Genomic DNA, 24,652 nt, shown 5'->3' on the forward strand with positions numbered 1-24,652 from the left:
CGCTAGTTCTTCGTTTGTTCTACCAGTTCCACTAATTCATCACGGTTAAAATCATACGCTTCATTGCAGAAATGGCACACGACTTCAGCCTTCCCGTCTTCTTCAATGATAGCATTCAATTCATCTGTGCCGAGGCTGATAAGCGTCTTCTCTACCCGCTCTTTGGAGCATTGGCAGCGAAAGACGATTGGCATGGAGTCCATCACTTGAACGTCATCAACAATCCACGTCACCAATTCTTCAAGCTCCAGACCTTGATCCAACAGAGCAGTAATCGGTGGAAGTATGCTGAGCGACTGTTCGATTTTGTTGATTTCTTCATCCGTCATGCCAGGCAACAGTTGAATGATGAAGCCTCCGGCATGAAGCACCGAAGAGTCGGCATCAACCAGTACTCCTAATCCGACTGCAGATGGCGTCTGCTCGGATGTGGCGAAATAATAAGTGAAATCTTCGCCAAGTTCGCCAGAGATGATAGACGAGCTGCTGCGATAAGGCTCCTTCAGTCCCAAATCTTTCATAACATGGATAAAGCCATCCCGGCCAACCGCTCCAGCGACATCGAGCTTGCCTTGCTCATTGCTTGCCAGATGGACTTGCGGATGCGTAACGTAACCCCGAACCTCGCCGCGCGCATTCGCATCGGCTACGATTTGTCCGATCGGTCCGTCGCCTTTGACCTGAACCGTAAGCTTCTCTTCTCCCTTCATCATCGCCCCCATCATGGCAGCGGCCGTAACTGTGCGGCCAAGGGCTGCAGTTGCAGTAGGATAGGTGCCGTGGCGGCGCTGCAATTCATCCACTAACTGTGTCGTACGAACGGCAAAAATACGGACTTTCCCTCCGAGCGCTATGCCGCGAATGAGTTTATCCTGCTGTTTATTTTGCTCGTGTGCTTGTTGTTCCTTGCTTTCTATCATTGAAGCCTCCTGTTGCGCTACATATTTTCAGACGTGTGACCACATCGATTAGTACCTCTAATTGGTTACACTTTATTTCGGTTATAGATGAGACGCAATCCTTCTAGCGTAAGCAACGGATTGGTCGTATCGATCGTGCGCGATTCGCTGGCAATCAATTCGGCGAGTCCGCCAGTCGCAATGACTTTAGGATGCGCCCCCAGCTCGTCCCGTATCCGGTCAATAATCCCGTCTACTTGGCCCGCGTAGCCGAATATAATACCGGCTTGCATCGAGTGAACCGTATTCCTGCCAATGACCGACTTCGGCTTCGTCAGCTCAATGCGAGGCAGCTTGGCCGCATGTTGGTACAACGCTTCCGTCGAAATACCGATACCGGGCACAATGGACCCACCCAAATAGTTCCCTTTACTATCTATCACGTCAAACGTCGTAGCCGTACCGAAATCGACCACAACAAGCGGATCTTGCCCTCCGTACAGCTCTATCGCCCCGACCGCGTTAACGATTCGGTCCGCCCCCACTTCACGCGGATTCTCATAGCGGATGTTAAGCCCCGTCTTAACGCCTGGACCGACAACGACCGGCGTTTTAAACAAATAGGTCTCGCATAACTGTTCCAGCGTATGCATAATTGGCGGTACGACGGAAGACATAATGACGCCTTCTATATCTTTGACCGATAACCCAGCCAAAGCAAACAAGTTATGAATCATGACCCCGTACTCATCGGTTGTCGCCTGCCGGCTTGTCGACAAGCGCCAATTATGAAGCAAGGTTTCTTGTTGATATACTCCTAGTACAATATTCGTATTTCCAACATCGATGACGAATATCACGGTACACTAACCCTCTTTCTTCGCATTCAAATCGAGACTGATGTCGAGCGCCGCAAAAGAGTACGTTAACGCTCCAACGGAAATGACATCGACACCGCTCAGCGCTTTGCTGCGAATCGTATCCAGTGTGACTCCTCCCGATGCTTCAATCAGAATATGCGGCCCGGCGTCGCGAATGAGCTGCACCGCTTCTTTCATACGCGCTTCATCCATATTGTCGAGCATAATAATGTCGGCTCCGGCCTGAATCGCTTCGCGAACTTGTGCAATCGATTCCGCTTCGACCTCAATCTTCATCGTGTACGGAATCTGTCCGCGTGCCCGCTCCACAGCAGCCTGAATACCGCCGGCTCCCTTAATGTGATTGTCTTTGATCATCACTGCATCATAAAGACCGAAGCGATGGTTAAAGCCGCCTCCGACTCTAACCGCATATTTTTCCAGCGCACGGTGCCCCGGCGTCGTCTTGCGCGTATCAACGAGCTTGGCAGATAGACCTTCGATCGCCTGTACGAAAGAGCTCGTCTTTGTCGCAATGCCGGACATCCGCTGCAGCAAGTTCAAGGCAAGCCGTTCTCCCATTAAAATGCTGTGCGTACTCCCTTCCACTTCGGCCAAAATCGTACCGCGCTTGACAACATCCCCGTCCGAGACTAAGGCCTTGAACTGCAATGCATCATCCACGACCTCAAATACGGCTTCGGCAACAGGCAGCCCAGCGATGACGCCGTCATCCTTCGCATGAATAATCCCTTTCGACGTATGCCCAGCAGGAATCGTGAATGCAGTCGTGACATCTCCGGTACCCAAGTCTTCCTCCAGCCATGCTTCGAGTTGGCGGCGCAAGGCCATTCGTTCCACGCTAAACATCGTTGATTCTCTCCTCTGTTATCCCTCGCTCGCGATGCACCAGCGTATGTTTGCGCCAGCATTCGTCGTCACGCTCTGGATAGTCTTCACGGGAATGTGCTCCGCGGCTTTCTTCGCGCCAAGAGGCTGATTCGGCTACAAGCATAGCGCAGGTAAGCATATTGGCAAATTCATATTCTTCCCGTTTCGTTAATTTCACATGAAAAATCGTATCTTGCCGCTTCAACTCGTCCAATCCTTTAGCTAATCCTTCCGCATGACGGCGGAGCCCAGCGTAACGAACCATCACCTTCTGCAGCTTCAGCCGTCGTTCGACAACAGGCTGACACGAATGCTCCCGCCGTTCCGCTTGGTAATCCGTACGAGTCTCAGAAGGAATGAGCGGGGATAGCTGGGATATGTGATCAACGATGCGTCGGCCGAAGACGATAGCCTCTGACAACGAATTGCTCGCGAGGCGGTTCGCTCCATGCACTCCGGTAGAAGAGGTCTCTCCACAGGCGAACAGGCGCCGAATGTTCGTTTCTCCATTCAGATCGGTCTTGATTCCGCCCATCATGTAATGCGCCGCCGGCGCTACAGGTATCCAGTCACACGTTAAATCCAAACCGTATTGCAAGCAGGTTTCATAAATGGTAGGAAACCGGTGCTTAATCATATCTTCCGATTCATGCGATATATCCAAATAAACGAACGTAGATTTGGTGGTTTCCATCTCACTCAGGATGGCACGAGCAACAACATCGCGCGGCGCAAGCTCCAATTGGTGATGGTATTTCTCCATAAAGCGTTCACCTTTAATATTACGAAGTACCGCTCCTTCACCTCGAACTGCTTCCGAGATAAGAAACCGTGGTGCCCCCGGGTAGCAGAGCACAGTCGGATGGAACTGAATGAATTCCATATCTTGAACATAAGCCCCTGCCCGGAACGCCATTGCAATGCCGTCCCCAGTCGCAACTTCCGGGTTGGTCGTATAACGGTACAATTGACCCGTCCCTCCGGAGCATACCACAGTTGCCTTCCCGCTCACAAATACACGCTCACCATCAGGGCGCTGTACGATGACGCCGCGGCATTCCCCTCGTTCAGCGACTAAATCAATCGCGAAATGGTCATCCCATACCGTCACATTACGCAGCCCTTTTACTTTATCTGCTAACGCACGCACAATTTCGTAGCCGGTAGCATCTCCATTCGCATGCAGAATGCGCCGATGACTATGTGCCCCTTCCTTGGTCAGCGCAAGCGCTCCGTTCTCCACATCGAATGTGGTCCCCATATTTATGAGCTCCTGCACGCCGGCAGGCCCTTCATGAACGAGCACGTTGACCGCTTCCTGTGAGCAGAGACCCGCACCTGCAACGAGCGTATCTTGGCGATGATAAGCTGGAGAGTCATCCTCTGCAATCACTGCCGCAATTCCTCCCTGCGCATAGCGCGTGTTGCTGTCAAAGAGCGATTTCTTCGTAATGATGAGCACGCGGTGCTGCTCGCTTGCTTTAATAGCTGTATATAATCCCGCGATTCCTGCACCGATGACGATAACATCGGTATGTGTCTGCTCAATGTTATCAAGTGAAAAATCGATCAAATACGGTGGTATCATGCCCGTTCATCTCCTCAATAGCCCTCGGTTCATTTCAGCAATGACGAAGTCACTTCTTATGCGTGTTCAAAAGTGATTCGTGATCAAAAGGGGAGCTTTTGAACAACCTCTTCTTGTTGATCAGAAGAGTAGCGCATGCTACTTCACTTGTAACATACGCTCCAATGATAACCGTGCTTTCTCTGCGACATGCGGCGGCACGTAAATTTGCGGCTGCATCGTTTCGAGGCATTTCACGAGTTTTTTCAAGTTATTCACTTTCATATTCGGACAAACCAAAAATTTGGTTGCAAAATAAAACTGTTTATCCGGGCTGTCTTTACGCAACTGATACCCCGTTCCATCTTCCGTGCCGATAATGAATTCCTTCGCATCGGAATTTTTGCAATATTCAAGGATGGCTGTCGTACTCCCTACAAAATCACCCATGGCCACTACTTCCGGACGACATTCCGGATGAACGACGAACGGTGCATGCGGATATTTCGACTTCATCTCCATGACATCTTTCACCGTCAGCATATCATGCGTGTTGCAGTACCCTTCCCAAATAATCAGCTCTTTGCCTGTCTTCTCTTGTACATAATGGCCCAGATTTTTATCGGGAACCCAGATAATTTCGTCCGCATCAAGCGATTCAATGACCTTAACCGCATTCGAGGACGTACAACAAATATCCGTCTCCGCCTTAATCTCTGCCGAAGAATTAATATAAGTTACAACCTTAGCTTTCGGATGCTGTGCTTTCAGCTTGCGCAATCCGTCCACATTCACCATATCGGCCATCGGACAACCGGCACGTTCATCGGGGATAATGACCGTTTTGTTTGGTGCCAATATTTTGGCGCTTTCCCCCATAAAATGAACCCCACAAAATACGATAACTTCCGCATCGGTTTCCGCTGCTTTTTGGGCCAACAGAAACGAGTCGCCCCGAAAATCAGCCACTTCCTGAATTTCATCCCGCTGATAGTAATGAGCAAGAATAATTGCATTGCGTTTCTTCTTCAGTTCCATTAACCGTTCACGAAGTTCCCGTTGCTGCTCTTCCTTGCGTGCCAGTGCCAGTGCTTCTAACTGCACCTTCTCTTCACCCCTTGGCCTTGTCGTTAACACTTAATTTACACAACGCCTCCCCCCGTGTCAATTCAATCTAAGCGGTTGTTCAAAACAAAAAAATAGAGTGCACATTCATGTGCACTCTAGAATCGCCGGAATCAGCGAATGAGGGTATAACTATAGGCTGCCATCTTACTTATCGTCTTTCTTCTCTTCTGTTGGATCCGAAGGAGAAGAGGATGACTCATCTGATGGAGTCTCTTGTTGAGCATCGGATGACGATGGTTCCTGCTTAAGCTCTTGCTCTTGCGGAGAAGAACTGTTCGGAGCATCGTCTGCCGGCTTAGCTGTGCCGGTATCTCCCCATTGTGTCGGGCCGAGCTTCTCCGGTTTGCCTACTACGTTCACCTTCACATCCCCTGTCGTTTCAATTACAGGAGTGTTGCTGGATGAGCCTGTTGAATCGGAGTTGATCTCAAATGGAGCTTTGCTCAATTTGCCTTCTTCAATGAGCTCCTTGATTTGCTCGAGTTCAAGTGTTTCTACTTCAAGCAACGTCGTCGCAATCAGATTCACTTCACGTGTATGCTTAGTCAAGAGCTGCTTCGCACGTTCATAACACTCGTTCATAATGTTCTGCATCTCTTGATCAATTTCATAAGCAATAGCATCGGAGTAATTCTGTTCGTGGCCCAAGTCACGGCCCAAGAACACTTCTCCTTGGCGATTACCGAACTGCATCGGTCCAAGCTTGTCGCTCATTCCGTATTCCATAATCATGCTGCGCACAATGCGCGTCGCTTGCTGGAAGTCACTGTACGCTCCTGTGCCAATTTCCCCGATAAACAGTTCTTCGGCAACGCGTCCGCCGAGCAAGCCGGTCACTTTGTCCAGCAGCTCCTGCTTCGTTACGAGCATGCGGTCTTCCTTCGGCATCATGATAACGTATCCGCCTGCGCGTCCGCGTGGAATAATTGTTACTTTGTGAACCATATCGGCATGCTCCAAGAAGTAACCGATAATGGTATGTCCTGATTCATGGAAAGCAACAATGCGCTTCTCGCGATCACTAATCATGCGGCTGCGTTTCTCCGTACCGACGATGACGCGGTCAATTGCTTCATCAACGTCCTGCATCGTAATATCCTTGTGGTTCTTCCGTGCGGCAAGCAGCGCCGCTTCGTTCAACAAGTTCTCCAAATCGGCGCCTGTAAATCCAGTCGTCCGTTTGGCGATCGTTTCGAGTCTCACGTCTTTGTTCAACGGCTTGTTGCGCGCGTGAACTTTCAATACCGCTTCGCGGCCCTTCAGATCTGGGCGGTCCACCGTAATCTGGCGGTCAAAGCGGCCCGGACGCAGAAGCGCCGGATCGAGAATATCGGGACGGTTCGTCGCCGCGATAATGATGATGCCTTCGTTCGCGCCGAAGCCGTCCATCTCAACGAGCAATTGGTTGAGTGTCTGCTCCCGCTCGTCGTGCCCGCCGCCGAGTCCGGCACCGCGCTGACGTCCAACGGCATCAATTTCATCGATAAAGATAATACAAGGCGCGTTCTTTTTCGCATTTTCGAACAAGTCCCGCACACGTGACGCACCGACCCCGACGAACATTTCGACGAAGTCCGAACCGGAAATGCTAAAGAATGGTACGCCTGCTTCACCCGCTACGGCACGAGCAAGCAACGTCTTACCGGTACCCGGAGGACCGTTCAAGAGTACACCTTTCGGGATGCGCGCGCCGAGTGCGGCGAATTTGCGCGGATCTTTCAGGAACTCTACAACTTCCACCAATTCCTGCTTCTCTTCATCCGCACCTGCCACGTCTTCGAAGGTGACGCGTTTCTTCTCTTCGTTATACAAGCGAGCACGGCTCTTACCGAAGTTCATTGCCTTGCCGGCCCCGCCCTGAGCTTGATTAAAGAAGAAGAAGAACAGGACGAACATGATGATGAACGGAATAATGGAGGTCAAAAACGTAAGCCACAGGCTTTGTTCCTCCATCTTTTTCCAGTTAATTTTAAGCGATTGCTGGTTTTCCCCAGCGTTCATAATCTCTTGTACAGCCGGGTTGCTGTCCGGAATATACGTAACGAACTGCTGAGATTTCGCCCCTTCTGGAATCTTCTTATATTTACCGATGACCAAATATGCCCGACCTTCATACTGAATCGTCATTTCTTCTATATTGTTGGTCGTAAGCTCTTTGCGAAACTGGTCATATCTCGGGGTGTCCGTGGCTTCATTGCCGTTTCCGATAAATTGGACAATACCAACCACGACTAAAAAAAGAATCAGATAAAAACCAGAGTTCTTAATAAACCGATTCATCCCCAACCTCCTCTCAAGGACACGAAGTTATTGTATCATAGCACGTATTGCCATCACAACTTGACCGTGCAAGCAATGACAGCTGAATTGTTACTTTGCTTCATCTGTATAAATTTCGGGTTTTAATACACCAATGTATGGGAGGTTGCGATATCTTTCGGCGAAATCGAGACCATAACCGACGATAAATTCATCGGGTAGCACAAAGCCTTTATAATTAGCTTCCATATCTACGGTACGGCGCGCCGGTTTATCAAAAAGCGTAACTACACGGATGGAATTCGCTTTACGCCCTTGCAGCACTTCGATAAGATAGCTAAGCGTTAACCCCGTATCGATGATATCCTCCACAATCAATACGTCGCGGCCATCAACAGGCACATCCAAATCCTTGATAATCCGGACGACACCTGACGATTTTGTTGATGCTCCATAGCTGGACACAGCCATAAAGTCCAATTCCAACGGAACGGAAATCCGCTTCACCAAATCAGCCATAAAGATAAAAGCGCCTTTCAGAACGCAAATGACAAGCGGGCACTTTCCTTCATAGTCACGGCTGAGTTGTTCCCCCAACTCCTGCACTCTCGCTTGTATTTGTTCCTCGCTAAATACTACCTTTTCAATGTCGTTATGCAATGATGGGCCCCTCCTAGAGTGAATACTAATTAGTGCGTGTTCAAAAAGGGACTTTTTGAACAACCTTTAATACTTATGTGAACAAAGATCGTTCCATACGGTTACGAATGACCGAACTGCTGTCATATCGTTGATACTACGTTGAAGCATGCGCCCCGCCTTCCAGTACGAAATGAATGATGTACTGAGTTGACGGCTGTACGAGCGCAACATCGGAACGCCGTACTCCGGGCACCCATACAATTTGTCCGTTATGATCCGTCACAATAGGAATGAAGCTTCGCAATGACGGCCCAATTTTAGCATCAACGAACATATCTTGCACTTTTTTGCTGCCGTTTAATCCTTGCACACGCATTCGATCGCCCGGCTGGCGAGATCGGACATGAAGCGGCCAACACAATGTGTCCGCATCGAACTGAGCTTCCCAAGCCCGTCCGCGCACGCGCGAGCCCGCACTAGAGTCACTACTGTCAATGAGATGCCGCATATTCGAAGTTGCATCTCTATCTGCTGCAGCCCTGATCATCCAGTGCAGCATGCTGTTATTAAGCGGTAACGATAAATGACCCGATGTACTCGTTCTATGTATCGTCAAGCTCTTCACACAGCGGATATCATCAGAAGCAGAGACATCCTTACGCAGCCACAGCAGACGGTCATATTCGCGCACGAACGCAACGTCGCGAGAAACATCCATTCTCCATGTGGAAGGGTGTTCTCTTGCCGCCGCATTCCGCAGCGTGTCAATGACATCAAAATCAATCTGTTCCGCTTCCCGCGTGAGATAATTTAATATTAGTTTAATCAACCTGCGTTGTAAAGCAACATGTGTATTGCAAAATGTCTTCCGGTCTAGAAGATAACCCGAGCCAGCATGAGAAACGAATGGACTTCCCTCATCATTGTTTACCGTCTTCACATGTCGTTGAAACAACCTCTGCGTTTCTTCCTCCAACCAGTCGGCCTCATCCCGCAATGTATCCGCCATTCTACATAGGGCAGAGACTAACTGCGGATTTTCGTTCTCTAATAGAGGCAAAATATCTAAACGCAATCGGTTGCGAGTGTAGTCACGTTTTGTATTGCTGCTATCCGTTACATAAGGAATGTTCCGCATGGCGCACCACTCCATTATATCCGTCTTCCGCATATGAAGCAGCGGCCGAATATACGTAAGTCCGCCCTCCTCGCGCTTCCAAGCCATACCAGCCAGACCGGTGCTTCCAGTTCCACGCAGCATGCGCATCAGTACGGTCTCCGCTTGATCATCGGCATGATGGGCAAGAGCAATATGAGAGGCATCATAACGCTGGGCAACATCCTGCAGAAAAGTGTACCGCAACTCGCGAGCAGCGGCTTGCGGATTCAGTCCACGCTGTTCAGCAAGTCCAGGAGCATCGACGCGCGTCATTGCGAAAGGGAGTCCCAGCTTCTGTGCCTCCCGCTCCACAAACAACGCCTCTTCATCAGATTCCCTGCTGCGAAAGCCGTGATGGACGTGAGCGACAATAAGGCGGCCCCTGCCATCTACCTCGCGCTGTTCAATCAATTCATGAAGCGCATAGAGAAGCAGCATCGAATCCGGTCCTCCGGACACAGCGACCACGATTGTATCCTCTTCGTGCCATAGAAGACGCTGATCCGCCGAATCCTTAAGTCTCACAATCCACTGCTGCCAAGCATAGTCCCTTCCTTGGCCCGGTCTTTCTCCTGGTGCCATTGTTCATCCCCGATTTCTGTTCAATATAACTTCTTACTGATTCAACTCACAAACATATGTATGAGGCAAAGACTAAAAAACTAGAACTTCGTTATGTTATGTAGTAAGAGGTTGTTCAAAAAGTTCCCTTTTAATCACGAACTATAAATAATAAGTACGATCCAAAATCCATTAAGATTCAAACCTTTTCTTTTTTTCAATATAACACAATCACCTCCGTAAATCGAAGCCCCATGCCGCCAACGCGATACTTATGACCAGCAGAAATACAGACACGCCAAAAAACCATTTCAACCATAGCGGAGTCGGCCGATAGGGCTTCTTACTCGTCCGGTATAGTCGATGGCTCAGTTCCTGCCATTGTCGATAGGCTTCCTCTGAAGAGGCGAATGCACCTTTTAGAGCACGCGTAAGCCACGATTCAAAGGGTCTCAATCGCGGATGGTTGCGCACTAATTCCTGCAAGTCCTTCACATCGCGTGTCTGCGGTAAGCTAGCCTTCAGACGTTCGCGCAATTCTTTCTCGCCAAGAATCTGAATCGTCAGCACGGCAAAAGAAAATAAATCGTACCCGCAATCGGCCGTTCGGGAGCCTGCGTGCCAGTACCCGCGATCATATAGCTCGGTGAACTGCTTCACGCTATTCCCCATTGCAGTTAACCCGCCGTAATCAACAAGCTCGACTGTGCCGTCATCGTTGACAAGCACATTTTCCGCTTTCAGGTCACCGAACACCCAGCCGTGCTGATGGACTTTATTTAGCCTAGCCAATAGCTTCCCCCCGACCAGACCGTACCAGTCGGCTCCGTTCTTATAAATGTACGCCTTCAAGCTTACACCGGGAACATATCTCATGACGTAAAACGGAATCCGCTGCCCACTCACATCCGCATCGTCAATGTCGACAAGAAAAGGCCTGGAGCCGTGGCGGCCGACTCGACCGTCCTGTGTGCGGCGCTGGCGCTCCAAAGAACGCAGCGCATTGATTTCAGATTGAAAATCGACCGCATCCACTCCCATCTTGAGTGCAAATGCCCCCGAGCTCCGCTCGCGGTTCTCCTCCATCGCCAGCATGGTCACCAAATAGACGACACCGTTCGCTCCGCGCCCTAGAAGCCGCTCTATACGATACATGCGTTCTTTCCACATGCCTTTCAGCACGGTCCCGGGCGCGACGCTGATTTGCCGAACCGCAGTCTTAACGGTATGCAGTTGTCCTCCCGCTTTAAACGATGTAGTCACTCCATATCCCATCCGTTCCCGTTCCTTCTTGTTGATACGTTTGCTCCTCGGCTGAGGAAGAGCTTGTATGACTATCATATTGGTAATAATCGATCACTTTCAAGAGGGCTGGACCCGTCGGCGTTGTCCCCCGCATATTCAGCCGTTGAAATAAGCGCTTTGCGCGGCCGATATCATCCGTCCATTCCAGATCTTGTACCGCTTCCTCCCCTCCATGAGGCCCCGGAAAATGAAAGACGCTCAATTCGCTCTTCCCGACCCGTGCCTGCAGACTGAGCATCAAATCGCGTATCGCCTCCTCCACCGCAGCCAGCTTCGGCTTCATGCTCGCGCTGGCATCAATTAATAGAGCAACTCTAAGCTGAGACTGCTCGCTCATATCATCCATCACACGCACCACTTCTGCGCGCTGATCCGGAGGGAGCGCTTCAACGCTATCCGCTCCATCAGCCCCAAGAATTTGCCGCAGCTCCTTATTCATAGCTTGATGAATCGTCTGCACGACGGTCTTGCGCGTCATCATCTGAATCGTCTGCGAGAGTTGATGCGACTGCACAATACGGCTGATGCCGCCTCCCGCCTGCGCAATATCTTCAATTTCACGTCCGCCCAGCACCCCTATCGTTCCATAATCTACAATACCGACAACGTTCACCGCAATGCCTAACTCTCTTGCCTGTGCGGCGGCAACCGCCGGCTGCACCCCCACGTTGGAACATCCGTCCGTAATGAGTAAGATCTGCTTCATCATTTCCCATCACCCTCCCATCGTCACTAACAATCTAGTTCCAGTGTTGCCTTTAATGAGAGAGTTTAACCCTAGCATTGACGCAATGCAGCGAATTGCTAGAGATAATGATGACGAAGCGCTAAATTATTTCATGTTCAAAAAAGTCACTTTCCAGTACGAAGAAGTACAAGTTATCGTAAGAAAACTGCACCGGAAGCATTTCAACCTCTTAAAGGTTAACTTACCGTAAGTGGACGGTCCATTCGATCATGTCCGTTCCAATGCAGAGTGGCCCACTGCGGCTGATGCCGCGTCACCCTCGTTACGACGACCGTCATATCGTCTTCTATCCGCCCGCTGGAATGGCGAATGACCGTTTCTAACAAAATATCGGCTATCTCCTGCGGATCATCCGTCTCCAGCTCACTGATCAGACGTTTCATCCATAGTTCCTTATTCACCGCAGGCCCTGGCGCATCAAAAATGCCATCCGTCATCATGATGAGAATATCATCCGGCTGCAATGAAGAATCAATAAGTTCAATATCAATATCCTGTATGATACCTATCGGCAAATTTCCAGAAGAAACTAAACGCACCTCGTTTCCGCTCTTAATAAAGCTTGGAATTGAACCACTTTTCATAAAGGTTGTATTGGCTGAATATAAATCAATGATTGCCAAATCAACGGTCGCAAACACTTCGTCAGGTGATCGAAGCATCAGCACAGAATTAACCGATTGAATGGCCAGCTTCTCATCAATGCCCGATTGCAGCAACTGAGACAGCAGATTCAATGTAGCACTGCTCTCCATACGGGCCCGCTCTCCGTTGCCCATCCCATCGCTTAAAGCGACTGCAAACTTTCCGCTTCCGAGCTCCAAAGCGCTGAAGCTGTCCCCAGATAATATATCACCTCCCTTCGCCGCACTGGCGAGACCAGTCTCTACTTCAAATGCTTTGGCCGACACAAAGGTCACCATCCCATGGCCTTCCGTGCCTGTCATCCGCTCTTCACGTACGGCGATATGTTCGCCCAATATATCGGACAAGAGCGGCGCAATTAATTTGCGGCATTCATCGTAACCATCCGTAAAGGAATGAATCATTTCAATCTCGATACGGCCGGGGTCTAAGGTCAATATGTCGACCCGATGCACAGACAAGCCCAAGTCCTCCATAGCTTGCCGTATTTGTTCCTCCTGCATAAAGAGCTCGCGTCCTTCCCGCTGTATTTCCCGTGCCAAATCGTCCATCACCTGCGATACCCCATCCAACTGATCGGCCACGAAATGCCGGCTTTCCTGAATTTGCTTGCGCCAATGCTCATCATGTTGATAGCGAATAGAATGGTCGCGCAGCAGAGCCATCACCTGTGGTGCCTTCATACAGTGGCTCTTCCACGTCTGGGGCATGTGCTTCTCCTTCCATTCGGTATATTCGGTCTGATTCTCCACCTTGTGCAGCATTTGCGTCATCACCGTCATCGTCTGCACATATTTGTGGCTCCAGCAAGCCTGGCGCCTAGGACAAGCGGTGCAAGTTATGGCAGACACCGATTCAACTAGACTATTTGCCTTCTCATCTTCTGTAAGCGGCTCTTCCGTATTGGCCGTCTGCTTGAAGCTGCGTGACAGCTGACGGAATACTTCCGAGAACTGCTGCACGCGATCCGCGGTCATATCCCGGACCCGCTTCGCATATTCATGCTGCGACTTCGCATGTTCGCTCGTACCAGGCACATACTTGGCTAAGGTCGAGCATATGGATTTAGGAGTAAGCAAAAATAGCGCCGCAGCGACGATCGTCTCCCACGTTGAGGCCATCACCTGAATCGGAGGCCCGAGGTAGACGGACAGAATCGCTGTCCCGAGCAGCATGCCGAAGGCGACAGCCCAGCGTTTCCCTTCACGCAGAAGACCGGCCAGAAGCCCGGCAAACGCCAATACGCTCATTTGCGTCAAGGAGCTCGGCTCGGCGAGGCCCAGAATGAGGCCTAACACAACACCTACGGAAGCTCCAAGCGGAGCGCCGCCGACGAGCGCGAACAGCAGAACGAAATATCGCGATAAAATATGATCAAGCTGAAGCGATTGAACCGTCCAGCCTACGGCTCCCGTCATTACAGATGCGAGCAGTATCATTAGGCAAATCATTTCCTCGATACGCAATGTGTAATTGCGTTTGCTCATCGTCAGCACAGGCAGAGCCTGAATGAATACAAGGGTGAGCACCAGACCGAGGATGGCGTCGGTAAAGTCCATCAGGAAGGCATACCACGTAAATGTCGTCGATACGAAAGTGACGAATAGCTTTACGATGAGCGTGGCGCTGAACACCATAAACGGAGCCGCATTCATGTCGGTTCGTTCATAGGCTTTCAATCCGCGGTGCAGAAGGACAATGAGCAAGAGCTGCATTCCCATCATGAGTGTAATCGGCACGGGGGCGAACAAGCTCCCGGCAAGCAGCGCCGTGCCTACCCATGTTGCCAGCTCACGACGAGTAAAGTAAATAACCGTGAAAAAGGCTGCAGCAAACGGAAACAACTCATTTAAAATCATTGCCCGCCCAAGCAAAAATCCGATCAAGACGAACATAATTGTCCACTTGCGTGTGCCAAGGACGCGTCTGAACCGCTCCAAGCGCCATTTGTTTGCGCTTTGTGCCCACACGCCTTCACCGTCCGTAACACCCTGCCAGCTTTTCTTCGGAAACGGAATTACCTTCGTCTTACTCATTGCCAAGCACCACCTATTCTCTGAATTGTGTGCTCTCATTATAGAAAAGGGAATCGAAATAGTTTGTCATAATAAGGAATTCCATCCAAAAAACTTTCCGACATCAGTTGAGCCTCGTGCAAAAAAGCGGACAGGCTCAGCCTGACAAGGGGTTGCGGTCATTTCTCTCTCTTTGCTGAAGCAGTGGCATTGTCACATTTTTGTAACGCTTTCACAGGAAGCGAAGAAGAATCGGGGGCAAAGCATACAGAATGACGTAGTAACCTGTCGTAAGCGCTGACCCCAACGACAAAAAAAGTACAGCCGACAAACGGCGTGCGACGAAACCCCGATTCCGTCACAACGTGGTGGACAGGCATATGACGCTCCCACGGGTGCCGACGAAGGTTGGTCTAGGGGACTCACGGCGTTCAGCTAACGCAAATAACCTTCCAGACCGCGCAAAAGGTGGGAAGGCTTATTGTCGTGCCATTAAAAAAAGCCGCAAAACCGATATTATCGGCTTGCGGCTTCCATTTGTTATATTCATTACATCCGGCGAGCGCCACGACCTCCGCGCTTGGATTCCGTGTTCTTCTTCAAAGAAGAAATGCGTTCTTCACTATCCTTAAGGAAGCGCGACATTTTATCCTCAAAAGAAGCGAAATTAGGCGACTTGCGTCCCCCCCGGTCCCGGTTCCCTTGTCCATACCTGCCTCCATCTCTTCCTGGACGATCAGGACGAGGTCCTGGACGATCCGGACGGTCCGGTCGAGGTCCTCTTGGAGGTCTCTGTTCCGATGCAGGTTTATCAATAGTTTGCTTAATAGACAAGCCAATCTTGCCGTCCTTGTCGACGTTAATAACTTTGACCGTGACGATATCGTCAATCTTCAAATGGTCATTCACGTCCTTGACGTAGTTATCGGCAATTTCAGAGATGTGAACCAGTCCCGTGACACCTCCCGACAGATCAACGAACGCTCCAAAATGCGTAATACCTGTCACCTTGCCTTCTAACTTGGTGCCCACTTCAATTGTCATAGAATAAAATGTTCCTCCCTTAAAATGTTAAACGAAAACATTGATCAACAAAAACAATGCTTATGTGGTGATTATACTGTAACGGCGCGATATTGGTCAACCGACGGTTGTCCCGATTTTACGCCTATTCATCGTGTTTTCGAATGATGACTTCATCAGGCAGTACCATGCCTCGACTTCGCGCAATCTGCAGGATGTATTCGGTCGTATTGAGCCGTTCCACCTCCTGCTTCAACTCGTTGCGGACTAGCTCTGCCGCATGCTTTTCTTTCTCGCGCACCTTCAAATCCTCGCGCAAATCTTCCATTGTGGACATTTGAGTAATGTACGTATAAGTGCCCCATCCCAAAAACAGTACCATAAAGGCCGTCCACAGACGAAGCCTACGTTTCGCTCCAGCTATTTTCTTATCGCGATAGCGGTCTGGTGTTCGGGAAACAGACACAGACATACGCACACCTCCTTGAGTTCAATCGTCCACTTTAACGTATACCCTCTACTGCTCCCTATGAAACGGGCGGTACGGCTCTGCCGTCGTCTGATCAAGGACAATCCGATACTGCGAGGTGAATGAGATTACTAGTCGACACAGTTATTATTGCTTATTCTTCGGATGAAGGACGCGTCCAATGAACTGTATACCCCGATTCATCCAAGCAGTGATGCGATGAGCCGTCAGCTTCAGAGTCTGCCCGGTTCTCAGCATTCGCTCTGTCATACCGAAGCGGTTCCATACCGGCATGACAAGTGGTCGAAACGCCCATAGCACAAGAAGTGCCAGCGGTCTTAAACATTGTAGCACAATTTTGATAAGGAACATAGCGACCGATTTTAAAAATAAGATGAAGCCCTTGGTAAAAAGCCATATCGCTTTCAACGGCAAAATGATAAGAACGTAGAGACATCGCAGCACAAAACGTACGATCGCTTTGATCGCCTTGACCAACCACATCACGACTGCGACGGTCATCTTGCTAAGAACGACCGCGTAGAGCCATGCCCCACAGGCCAGTCCCAGAAACACGTAAAACCTCAATTCCCCCTGATTGCCCTTGACGAGCATTTGGAACACGAACAGCGTCGCAGCGAGCCAATACAATACATCCAAGAATGGTAAAGTCCATCGAGGAAATTTGAATTGCCCCGCTACGACGCGATAGCTGTCATACACCAAGCCCAGCGCCAGCCCGCTCATCATCATGAGCAGGACGGTCATCCATTGCGTATACAGGCTCACTTGAATAACTTCCCGAAAAAGCCTTTGGATTTATCTTGAGCGTTCGCGTCTAAATAGGTCAGGGAGTTGACCGTGCCTTCAATGGCGACGAGTCCTTGATCGAGGCTTAAGTTTTTAATATGCAAATTGTGGCCGCGTATCGTCAGGAACCCGCATTCGGTATCCAGCAAGAACTCTTCGCTGTCGAAGCTCTCCACTTTGTTTACTCCGCTAATTTCAAGCAGCTTGCGGTTCAACATTTTAATTTCCTGACGTTTAGCCGTTGATTTTGTTAATTCGTTCATAGCATGTACCCCTCCTTCTCAACACTAGCTTATGAAGGGGCCGCAAGAATAGAACTCCGATTGTTGAACAAGCGTTATCGGTTATCGATTTTTTCCGGATACATATCGTGATTCATGAGCCGGTAGGACGCCATCTCTTCGTATTTTGTTCCCGGGCGTCCGTAATTGCAATAGGGGTCGATAGAAATACCCCCACGCGGCGTAAATTTGCCCCATACCTCGATATATTTCGGATCGAGCAGGGCGATAAGGTCGTTCATGATGATGTTGACGCAGTCTTCATGGAAATCGCCGTGATTACGGAAGCTGAACATATAGAGCTTGAGCGACTTGCTCTCGACACATCTCTGACCGGGAATGTAGCTGATGTACATCGTCGCGAAGTCCGGCTGACCTGTCATTGGACATAGACTCGTAAACTCCGGACAATTGAATTTGACAAAATAATCACGGTTCGGGTGTTTATTATCAAAGGATTCCAATACGTGCGGTGCGTAGTCTGCCGGATATTCCGTCTTGGCGCCGAGCTGCTGCAATTGCAGCTCCGCTTCATTTCTGCCTGCCATAAGTGATCTCCCCCTCTAACTCTCTTAAATTAATATTTGTAAGTTATAAAAAACTTTTGCACCGAGAAGTACAAGTTTTGTTGCCTCTTATACGCCGCGCTTATTGCCCCACACAAGCGTATGAAGCTGTGGCAGCACTCGTACCCGATTCAGCCTCGGTTCGGCGGCTGTTCGGTCAATTAGCCATTCGTATTTACGCAGCAGGCTCCGGATGAGCTCGTCATCATCAGAGCTGTGCACATTGTCGTTGCCCGTCTGCAAGACGAATGGAATGTCAGCATACCGTTCATGAACGCGTATGGCGTACTGTAAGTCCTGCTCGTCGAAAACGACAACCTTCAAGCATAATCCTTTGCATTCAGAGCGGTTCCACAGCCGGTTCACGATGTCGTCCAGCCGATCGAAATCAGTATCCATCCCGGAGCTCGGAGGTTTCGGGGACAGCGTGACATCGTCAATGCGCATGAGCCAGTCCTGCCAGCGCGAGCCTTGCGTCTCCACTGCGGAGCGGATCCCATGCGCATGCAGCAGATCGACGAGTTCGCCCATGCCAGGTATTAAGGCAGGATTGCCGCCTGATATGGTGACATGCTCGAAGCAGCCTGCGGCTAGTCTGTTCAATTCGCCGAAAATATCCTCTGCCGCCATTGGACGAATGTCTTCTTTCCCCGATCCATCCCACGTAAAGGCGGAATCGCACCATGAACAGCGGTAATCGCAGCCTGCCGTGCGCACGAACATCGTCTTCTGACCGACAAGCAGGCCTTCCCCCTGCACGGTCGGGCCGAAGATTTCCAGAACCGGTATCGTCATGAGTCCATCCACTCCCGTCTGGCCTCAGCGTAGCTCGTTGGTGTCTCATAAAGGCGCACGAATTCCACTCGCCCGCCTTCACAGCGGCTCTCATACGATTCCGTGCGCAGCGCGGCATCCATTTGCTCGTACAGCCATACGACCATATTTTCCGCCGTCGTGTTCATCAGAGGCAGCGTCTCGTTCAAATAACGATGATCGACATAAGGCTCGATGCGGTCCTTCCAAATGTCCTTAATATCTCCGAAATCGAGTGCCAATCCGATATCGTTCACGAAGCCGCTTAATCCGAACACCACTTTGTACGTATGGCCATGGAGATTTTTGCACTTGCCTTCATAGGCATGCAGATGGTGAGCCGCATCAAAGGTGAACTCCTTGCTCACGAGCACCCTATGGCGATGATAGCGCAGCGATTCTCGTGAGATGTCCGCGCCTAACGTCTGCAGCTTGTCTACGATGCGGAACGGTCCAGGTGTGCTCATACGCTCATATCCTCATGCTGCTTGCGTTCCGCCAGATAGCTTTCCAGCCCTGCACGGCGCAGCTTGCATGACGGACACTCGCCGCACCCGTCGCCCGGCAGCCCGTTATAGCAGGTGACCGTTTCCTTGCGCACGAAGTCGAATGCACCGAGTTCATCCGCGAGACGCCAGGTCTGCGCTTTATTTAGCCACATCAGCGGCGTATGCATAACGAAGCCGTAATCCATCGCCAGATTGAGCGTAACGTTTAATGACTTGACGAATACGTCGCGGCAGTCCGGATAACCGCTAAAGTCGGTTTCACAGACACCGGTGACGATATGTCTTGCACCCATTTGCTTGGCGTAAATCGCCGCGAACGAGAAGAACAGCAGGTTGCGTCCTTCGACAAACGTGTTCGGCAGCTGCCCTTCTTCATGCGCAATGTCGATATCTCCCCGCGTCAGCGCGTTCGGCGCCAACTGATTGAGCAGCGACATGTCAAGAATGCGGTGTGGAATGTGCAGCTTCTCGGCGATCCGCTTCGCGTAATCCATCTCGCTCTTGTGCCGCTGTCCGTAATCGAACGTAATTGCCTCCACTTCGCCGAAGCGCTGCATGGCCCAGAACAGGCACGTGGTGCTGTCTTGACCGCCGCTAAAGACGACGATCGCCTTCTCCTTCGGCATGTCCGCCTTTCCGTCTTCGTGTGGGCGTGCTTCAGCGAAGCTCGACACATTGATATGGTTATTCATTTCTGTTTCCATGTTTTTCTCATCCTTTCTTGTTCCCTCGTCTGCCATGCACCGGGACGCGCCCGCATACCTGCATTCTTGAACAAAGCGAAAGGCATGTGCTCAAAGTACATGTTAAAAAAAACCTTTTTAAAAAGACTTATAAAGCACAAAAAAGACAGCACTAAGGAAACATACTAATGAGTGTTCAAAAAAAGGGGCTTTTTGAACTTCACTAGATCCGTAGGATACTGTCAGCCTTAGTTTTTTATAGAGGGAGATTGCGAACCTCTCCCGCAAGGTATGGTCCTCGCGGAATGTATGCAGTTGTTATTCATTATAGAGAATGGAAGCGGAAGTTTCAAAACCATATTTCACTAAATACAGGGTGGAACACAAAAAAAACGGCTTCCCCTTTAGAAAAAGGAAGAACCGTTTCTTCTTGTCATGCCTATGGCGTCTACCAGCCGAAATCGTTCGATTTCGGAATGGCTTCTTCCTTGAGCAGAGAGTACATACCCGCCGCTTCATCTTTCTTCGTCGTCTCTTGGAGACGCTCCACGCGGACGGTGACGAGCTTCTGTCCGAATTGAACCGTTATCTCGTCGCCAACCTTAACAGACGTGCTCGGCTTCGCTTCACGTCCATTCAAGACTACACGTCCCTGTTCAGACACATCTTTTGCGACGGTACGCCGCTTAATGAGTCGCGATACTTTCAGGAACTTGTCCAGACGCATTATTTTACTGCTTCTTTAAGCTTGTTGCCCGCTTTGAACGCTGGAACGACGGATTCAGGAATCTCGATCGTTTTGCCTGTTTGCGGGTTGCGGCCCGTACGGCCTGCGCGTTTGCGAGTTTCGAATGTACCGAAGCCGATCAGTTGAACTTTGTCACCTTTGGACAATGCATCTGTTACTTCACCGAAGAAACCGTTCAGGACGGATTCAACGTCTTTCTTAGTCAAGCCGCTTTTTGTAGAGATGTTAGTAATCAAGTCAGTTTTGTTCATGTGTATTGGCCTCCCAATCCTATTATTCATTCATAGAGTGTGTTGGCGTGCAAGCTAACGCTTGAGCCGCGGAATACTTATTGCATGTATGTATTCTTGCTTTTTAGGAAAATTCCTTCCCGGTTGCGGCACTTTTTCATATTTTGACGAAAAATAGAGAATATTAGGGCCGCTGCACGCCCGGGTTACGGTTCGAGCCGCTTCGCTTCCTGCCACCACCGCTCCATTTCTAGTAAATCAGTTTGGTCAAAAGATTTGCCGTTTATACGAAGCTGCTCTTCGATATATTGAAATCGGCGCACAAATTTGCGGTTCGTGAGGGTGAGTGACTCTTCCGGATCTGCGGACATGAAGCGGGCTGCATTGACGACCGAGAACAGTACATCGCCCAGTTCTTCGGCGGCATGAGCCATATGCTTGTCCTTATCCTCTTCACCCGTTGCCGAATCTACCGAAGCAATCGCCTCTCGCAATTCTTGCAATTCTTCGGCTACTTTGTCAAGTACATCTTCCACACGATCCCAGTCAAAGCCGACCTTGGCCGCTTTTTTCTGCAATTTGTAAGCTTTCATCAGTGCCGGCAAATCTCTCGGCACGCCATCTAGAACGGATGCTGCTTCACTCGCGATCCCTTTGCGGCGCTTCTCTTCCGCTTTCATCTGCTCCCAGTTGCCGAGAGCCGACTCAGCATCCGCTGCATGCTTGTCGCCAAACACATGGGGATGACGGAAAATCAGCTTCTCATTCAGCCCCTGAATGACATCGTACACGCCGAATGTGCCCGTTTCTTCCTCCATCTGGGAGTGAAGCATAATTTGCAGCAGCAAATCGCCGAGCTCCTCCTGCATATGCGCCGGATCATCATCATCGATCGTTTCGAGCACCTCATACGTTTCCTCAATGAGGTTCTTCCGAATCGATTGATGTGTCTGCTCCCGATCCCACGGACATCCTTCCGGACTGCGCAGGATGGACACAATCTCGTGCAAGCGGCTGAACGTTCGGTTCCGCACCGCATCGTCCGTTGTACGAGGAACCCAAATGAGCGACAGATTGCCGTAACCGTCCAGATGATCCAGCTCGTGAAGCGGCACGCGCACAATCTGTTCCATTCCTTCGACACCAAGCGCATGACCAACCGTGATTTCATAGTCATCTGGATAAATCTCCATCAGACTTAGCTTCACATCAGAAGCCGTAAACGTATCATACACTTGTCCGATGACCGTGTGCAACCGGGGATTCAAGCCAGCAGGCTGAAGCCCTGACGCATCCAGCAATTGAAAGCCTTCAATCGGATCGAATCCGAGCGCAATAAACGCCTGATCAAGGAAGCTCTCCCCGCCTACAATCTTCAACGCAATCCCTTGTTCCGAACAGCGCTCCTTAAGCAGCTGAACCGTCGCCTCCGCCACCATCGGGTGGCCGGGAACGGCATACACGATCGTGCTGTCTGAACTAACCAAGGCCGCCACCATCAATTCACGGCAAATTTCTGCATAGACGCTCGGAAAGTCTTCCTGTGTCTCGTAAATGCGGTCGAACGATCGGTACGAAATGTCGTGCTCCTTGAACAGGGACATAACCGGATGATGCTCTGTGCGCACATAGATGTGCGGAGATTGCTGCAGCAGATTCCACACAGCCAGCGTCAGCTGGCCGACATCGCCGGAGCCAAGGCCGACGACTGTGATGTTACCGGGCATAGTGATGCCTCCTTTATGGTAAAGGTCATGTTCCTATCCTGAATGAATTCATACCAGCAGCATGAATGATCCTGTGCGGGCAGCGCCTGCCGTACTAGGCCGGGCGGCTTCATTGCCTGGCCCGTCCGTGTCGGCGGATGTGCCGCGAGGCGAGGCTACGAGCGCCGCCCAAGACGCGACGCGAACGTTGCCAGACGCGGCCCGATGCGCGGCACGGCGGCGAGCTCATGCGGCGTCACCGCGCCAAGCGCGGCAGCGAGGGCGGCGAATGTCGCCGCTCCGAGCGGCACGCCGACGGCCGTAGCCAAGGCCGCGCCCGAGCGCCCGGTGGCGCCAAGCCATGCGGGCAGCGCTGCGGCCAGGCACACGGCTGCGGCCATCCCGGCGAGGGCGAGCGCCAGTTGCCCGCTGCGTGCGCCCCAGGCGGCGATGCCGACGCCGCTGACGCGTGCCAGCGCGACCGCGTTCAGCGCCGCTGCGAGGGCGAGCGCTGCGGCCGCGGAGGTGGCTGCCCCGGCGATGCCGTACGCCGGGACGAGCCACACATTCAAGGCCGCCTTCACGCAAGCAGCGGCCAGCAGATGCAGCGCCGGGGCCCGCACCGCGCCCATGCCCTGCATCAAGGCGGCGGTTACTGCCTGGAATACGCCGCTAACCGCCGTGGAAGCAACCAGCACGAACGCCGTCCATCCGGCGTTATCCATGTACAGCGCCAAGTTAATAGGCTCAGCCAAGGCCATAAGCCCGGCCGTGGCGGCCAAGCCAAGCAACCACGCCCAGCGCTGCGCAGTTCGAATAAGCGCACGCAGCTGCTGCTCATCCTGCCGCCGCACCGCCTCTGCCACCGCTGGCACAAGCCCGACAGCAAGCGAGCCCGCCACCATCGTGACAAGCTGCACAAGCGGAAACGCGCGGCTATATATGCCGAACTGCGCAAGCGCGGCAGATTCGCTCAACCCTTGCTCCAGCAGCAAGCGCGGCACCGTGAACACATCGACCACGTTCACGGCCGGCATTACAATCGCGCCGAGGCAGATCGGCAGAGCCGTCCAAGCGAGACGCCGCATCCATGTCCAGAGCGTGGGTGACCCCGCTCCCTCTCGAGGAGGAGTCCCGTCTAGAACAACGGCCCCTTCCGCGAACCTCACCGCCTGCAGTGCGACATCAACTGATAATGTCTCATCTGCCGCTTCAGCAATGGCTTCTTCCCGCTTCCTTGCCTTGCGGCTCCGCTGCTTGCGATGCTCTATCCACCAGTATATCCCCATTGTCAGCAAACCGCACACGCCGCCCGCAAATGATCCGAATGTGGCGCCTGCGGCCACCGTTTCATTCGGTGCGCCATGGCTTGTATAATATAGCAGCAGCGCGATCATCACCGTCACTCTGCCAGTCTGTTCGATCACTTGCGACACGGCTGTCGAGTTCATTTCCCCGCGCCCCTGATTATAACCTCTCAAGGCCGCAGCAAGCGGCATGACGAGCAGAGCATAAGCCGAGCTCTGGATCGCCGGTACCGTGTGACGGTTGCCGATCCATCCGGCTATCGCTTCCGCGCCCGACATCAGCGCTACGAACCCAATAAGACCAGTGACAGACATAAGTAAGCAAGAGGCGTACAACATTTTCTCCGAGCCCCGCTCATCACCAGCCGCCTCACATTCCGCCACCAAGCGGGCAACTGCTACCGGAATGCCAGCTGAGGCGATAACGACAAGCAGAACATAGAACGGGTAGACCGCATTATAGATGCCGAAGACACCGTCGCCCCCAATATTTTGCAGCGGAATTTTTTGCAATGTGCCGATTACTTTTGACACGACTGTAGCCAATCCTAACATCAGCGCACCGGATACGACTTGTCCCGACGTGCGGGATTTTCGATCATTCAACTGTCATCCCGCCATTCTGTAACGTTCGTACCGTATTATATCATAATCGGTCACCAGGCAAGGAAGACGGAGCGTACCGTTCATAACGCGGCTCATACTGCGCCGATGATGCAAAAAAACATAAGAAAAACCTTTATCCGAATCCTTTCAAGATATGCGATCGCGTTTAAAACAAGTTTTATGTTTTATCACTAAAAGGAAGTGTTCACAACCTTGCCAATA

At 51.2% G+C, this 24,652-nt stretch carries 23 protein-coding genes and 1 riboswitch; all 23 genes read right to left on the reverse strand.

All coding sequences use genetic code 11. The features are described 5' to 3' along the window. Window positions 1-2: 2 nt before the first annotated feature. On the reverse strand, window positions 3-920 hold the full coding sequence (gene hslO / locus M3650_RS27905) for an Hsp33 family molecular chaperone HslO (protein WP_251579470.1): 918 nt from the start codon (window positions 918-920) through the stop codon (window positions 3-5). 65 nt (window positions 921-985) lie between these two features. Then, window positions 986-1,759, reverse strand: a complete 774-nt coding sequence (locus M3650_RS27910; RefSeq protein ID WP_019420312.1) for a type III pantothenate kinase — start codon at window positions 1,757-1,759, stop codon at window positions 986-988. A 6-nt stretch (window positions 1,760-1,765) separates the two neighbouring features. After that, window positions 1,766-2,629, reverse strand: coding sequence for a carboxylating nicotinate-nucleotide diphosphorylase (gene nadC, locus M3650_RS27915; RefSeq protein ID WP_019420311.1), 864 nt, complete (start codon window positions 2,627-2,629; stop codon window positions 1,766-1,768). Then, on the reverse strand, window positions 2,622-4,238 hold the full coding sequence (nadB, locus tag M3650_RS27920) for an L-aspartate oxidase (RefSeq protein WP_251579471.1): 1,617 nt from the start codon (window positions 4,236-4,238) through the stop codon (window positions 2,622-2,624). The genes nadC and nadB overlap by 8 nt, the downstream gene beginning before the upstream one ends. Window positions 4,239-4,376: 138 nt before the next feature. Beyond that, window positions 4,377-5,321: a quinolinate synthase NadA gene (nadA, locus tag M3650_RS27925; RefSeq protein ID WP_311295151.1), complete on the reverse strand. Its 945-nt coding sequence runs from the start codon at window positions 5,319-5,321 to the stop codon at window positions 4,377-4,379. A gap of 168 nt (window positions 5,322-5,489) precedes the next feature. Next, on the reverse strand, window positions 5,490-7,625 hold the full coding sequence (gene ftsH / locus M3650_RS27930; RefSeq protein ID WP_019420308.1) for an ATP-dependent zinc metalloprotease FtsH: 2,136 nt from the start codon (window positions 7,623-7,625) through the stop codon (window positions 5,490-5,492). A gap of 90 nt (window positions 7,626-7,715) precedes the next feature. Beyond that, entirely contained in the window at window positions 7,716-8,264 is a 549-nt protein-coding gene (hpt, locus tag M3650_RS27935; protein ID WP_019420307.1) for a hypoxanthine phosphoribosyltransferase, read from the reverse strand. Between the two features lie 136 nt (window positions 8,265-8,400). Further along, window positions 8,401-9,987 (reverse strand): tRNA lysidine(34) synthetase TilS, encoded by a 1,587-nt coding sequence (tilS, locus tag M3650_RS27940; protein WP_251579472.1) that lies wholly within the window; start codon window positions 9,985-9,987, stop codon window positions 8,401-8,403. 210 nt (window positions 9,988-10,197) lie between these two features. Then, window positions 10,198-11,241, reverse strand: a complete 1,044-nt coding sequence (locus tag M3650_RS27945) for a protein kinase domain-containing protein (RefSeq protein WP_251579474.1) — start codon at window positions 11,239-11,241, stop codon at window positions 10,198-10,200. Beyond that, window positions 11,213-11,977, reverse strand: coding sequence for a vWA domain-containing protein (locus M3650_RS27950; protein ID WP_233698610.1), 765 nt, complete (start codon window positions 11,975-11,977; stop codon window positions 11,213-11,215). The genes M3650_RS27945 and M3650_RS27950 overlap by 29 nt, the downstream gene beginning before the upstream one ends. 218 nt (window positions 11,978-12,195) lie before the next feature. Then, a complete protein-coding gene (spoIIE, locus tag M3650_RS27955; protein WP_251579476.1) occupies window positions 12,196-14,700 on the reverse strand; it encodes a stage II sporulation protein E in 2,505 nt (834 codons plus the stop codon). Between the two features lie 528 nt (window positions 14,701-15,228). Further along, window positions 15,229-15,723 (reverse strand): S1 domain-containing RNA-binding protein, encoded by a 495-nt coding sequence (locus tag M3650_RS27960; RefSeq protein ID WP_019420301.1) that lies wholly within the window; start codon window positions 15,721-15,723, stop codon window positions 15,229-15,231. Window positions 15,724-15,847: 124 nt separating this feature from the next. Continuing rightward, window positions 15,848-16,174: an FtsB family cell division protein gene (locus M3650_RS27965; RefSeq protein WP_019420300.1), complete on the reverse strand. Its 327-nt coding sequence runs from the start codon at window positions 16,172-16,174 to the stop codon at window positions 15,848-15,850. Between the two features lie 144 nt (window positions 16,175-16,318). After that, window positions 16,319-16,960, reverse strand: coding sequence for a spore cortex biosynthesis protein YabQ (gene yabQ / locus M3650_RS27970; protein WP_251579478.1), 642 nt, complete (start codon window positions 16,958-16,960; stop codon window positions 16,319-16,321). Next, window positions 16,957-17,244, reverse strand: a complete 288-nt coding sequence (yabP, locus tag M3650_RS27975) for a sporulation protein YabP (RefSeq protein ID WP_019420298.1) — start codon at window positions 17,242-17,244, stop codon at window positions 16,957-16,959. Before yabP ends, yabQ begins: the two co-directional genes overlap by 4 nt. Before the next feature lie 74 nt (window positions 17,245-17,318). Then, window positions 17,319-17,810 (reverse strand): preQ(1) synthase, encoded by a 492-nt coding sequence (gene queF, locus M3650_RS27980; RefSeq protein WP_251579480.1) that lies wholly within the window; start codon window positions 17,808-17,810, stop codon window positions 17,319-17,321. Window positions 17,811-17,897: 87 nt separating this feature from the next. Continuing rightward, window positions 17,898-18,623 (reverse strand): 7-carboxy-7-deazaguanine synthase QueE, encoded by a 726-nt coding sequence (gene queE / locus M3650_RS27985; protein ID WP_251579482.1) that lies wholly within the window; start codon window positions 18,621-18,623, stop codon window positions 17,898-17,900. Then, a complete protein-coding gene (gene queD, locus M3650_RS27990; protein ID WP_019420295.1) occupies window positions 18,620-19,108 on the reverse strand; it encodes a 6-carboxytetrahydropterin synthase QueD in 489 nt (162 codons plus the stop codon). The genes queE and queD overlap by 4 nt, the downstream gene beginning before the upstream one ends. Beyond that, on the reverse strand, window positions 19,105-19,776 hold the full coding sequence (gene queC / locus M3650_RS27995; protein WP_251579516.1) for a 7-cyano-7-deazaguanine synthase QueC: 672 nt from the start codon (window positions 19,774-19,776) through the stop codon (window positions 19,105-19,107). Before queC ends, queD begins: the two co-directional genes overlap by 4 nt. A 299-nt stretch (window positions 19,777-20,075) precedes the next feature. Continuing rightward, window positions 20,076-20,119: riboswitch (PreQ1 riboswitch) on the reverse strand. Between the two features lie 162 nt (window positions 20,120-20,281). Then, complete coding sequence (locus M3650_RS28000; RefSeq protein ID WP_019420293.1) at window positions 20,282-20,560, reverse strand: RNA-binding S4 domain-containing protein; 279 nt, start codon at window positions 20,558-20,560, stop codon at window positions 20,282-20,284. Next, a complete protein-coding gene (locus M3650_RS28005) occupies window positions 20,560-20,832 on the reverse strand; it encodes an HU family DNA-binding protein (protein ID WP_019420292.1) in 273 nt (90 codons plus the stop codon). Before M3650_RS28005 ends, M3650_RS28000 begins: the two co-directional genes overlap by 1 nt. Window positions 20,833-21,017: 185 nt before the next feature. Then, on the reverse strand, window positions 21,018-22,538 hold the full coding sequence (gene yabN, locus M3650_RS28010; RefSeq protein ID WP_251579484.1) for a bifunctional methyltransferase/pyrophosphohydrolase YabN: 1,521 nt from the start codon (window positions 22,536-22,538) through the stop codon (window positions 21,018-21,020). A 155-nt stretch (window positions 22,539-22,693) separates the two neighbouring features. After that, entirely contained in the window at window positions 22,694-24,430 is a 1,737-nt protein-coding gene (locus M3650_RS28015) for a putative polysaccharide biosynthesis protein (protein WP_251579486.1), read from the reverse strand. Window positions 24,431-24,652: the final 222 nt, after the last annotated feature.

The sequence above is a fragment of the Paenibacillus sp. MER TA 81-3 genome, assembly GCF_023713585.1.
Taxonomy (GTDB): domain Bacteria; phylum Bacillota; class Bacilli; order Paenibacillales; family Paenibacillaceae; genus Paenibacillus_B; species Paenibacillus_B profundus.

What these genes read in the sequence shown, in the direction of transcription:
- hslO (WP_251579470.1), bottom strand. Translation starts at nt 920, where the DNA reads ATGATAGAAAGCAAGGAACAACAAGCACACGAGCAAAATAAACAGCAG.
- nadC (WP_019420311.1), bottom strand. Translation starts at nt 2,629, where the DNA reads ATGTTTAGCGTGGAACGAATGGCCTTGCGCCGCCAACTCGAAGCATGG.
- nadB (WP_251579471.1), bottom strand. Translation starts at nt 4,238, where the DNA reads ATGATACCACCGTATTTGATCGATTTTTCACTTGATAACATTGAGCAG.
- ftsH (WP_019420308.1), bottom strand. Translation starts at nt 7,625, where the DNA reads ATGAATCGGTTTATTAAGAACTCTGGTTTTTATCTGATTCTTTTTTTA.
- tilS (WP_251579472.1), bottom strand. Translation starts at nt 9,987, where the DNA reads ATGGCACCAGGAGAAAGACCGGGCCAAGGAAGGGACTATGCTTGGCAG.
- M3650_RS27945 (WP_251579474.1), bottom strand. Translation starts at nt 11,241, where the DNA reads ATGGGATATGGAGTGACTACATCGTTTAAAGCGGGAGGACAACTGCAT.
- M3650_RS27950 (WP_233698610.1), bottom strand. Translation starts at nt 11,977, where the DNA reads ATGAAGCAGATCTTACTCATTACGGACGGATGTTCCAACGTGGGGGTG.
- spoIIE (WP_251579476.1), bottom strand. Translation starts at nt 14,700, where the DNA reads ATGAGTAAGACGAAGGTAATTCCGTTTCCGAAGAAAAGCTGGCAGGGT.
- M3650_RS27960 (WP_019420301.1), bottom strand. Translation starts at nt 15,723, where the DNA reads ATGACAATTGAAGTGGGCACCAAGTTAGAAGGCAAGGTGACAGGTATT.
- M3650_RS27965 (WP_019420300.1), bottom strand. Translation starts at nt 16,174, where the DNA reads ATGTCTGTGTCTGTTTCCCGAACACCAGACCGCTATCGCGATAAGAAA.
- yabP (WP_019420298.1), bottom strand. Translation starts at nt 17,244, where the DNA reads ATGAACGAATTAACAAAATCAACGGCTAAACGTCAGGAAATTAAAATG.
- queF (WP_251579480.1), bottom strand. Translation starts at nt 17,810, where the DNA reads ATGGCAGGCAGAAATGAAGCGGAGCTGCAATTGCAGCAGCTCGGCGCC.
- queE (WP_251579482.1), bottom strand. Translation starts at nt 18,623, where the DNA reads ATGACGATACCGGTTCTGGAAATCTTCGGCCCGACCGTGCAGGGGGAA.
- queD (WP_019420295.1), bottom strand. Translation starts at nt 19,108, where the DNA reads ATGAGCACACCTGGACCGTTCCGCATCGTAGACAAGCTGCAGACGTTA.
- queC (WP_251579516.1), bottom strand. Translation starts at nt 19,776, where the DNA reads ATGCCGAAGGAGAAGGCGATCGTCGTCTTTAGCGGCGGTCAAGACAGC.
- M3650_RS28000 (WP_019420293.1), bottom strand. Translation starts at nt 20,560, where the DNA reads ATGCGTCTGGACAAGTTCCTGAAAGTATCGCGACTCATTAAGCGGCGT.
- M3650_RS28005 (WP_019420292.1), bottom strand. Translation starts at nt 20,832, where the DNA reads ATGAACAAAACTGACTTGATTACTAACATCTCTACAAAAAGCGGCTTG.
- yabN (WP_251579484.1), bottom strand. Translation starts at nt 22,538, where the DNA reads ATGCCCGGTAACATCACAGTCGTCGGCCTTGGCTCCGGCGATGTCGGC.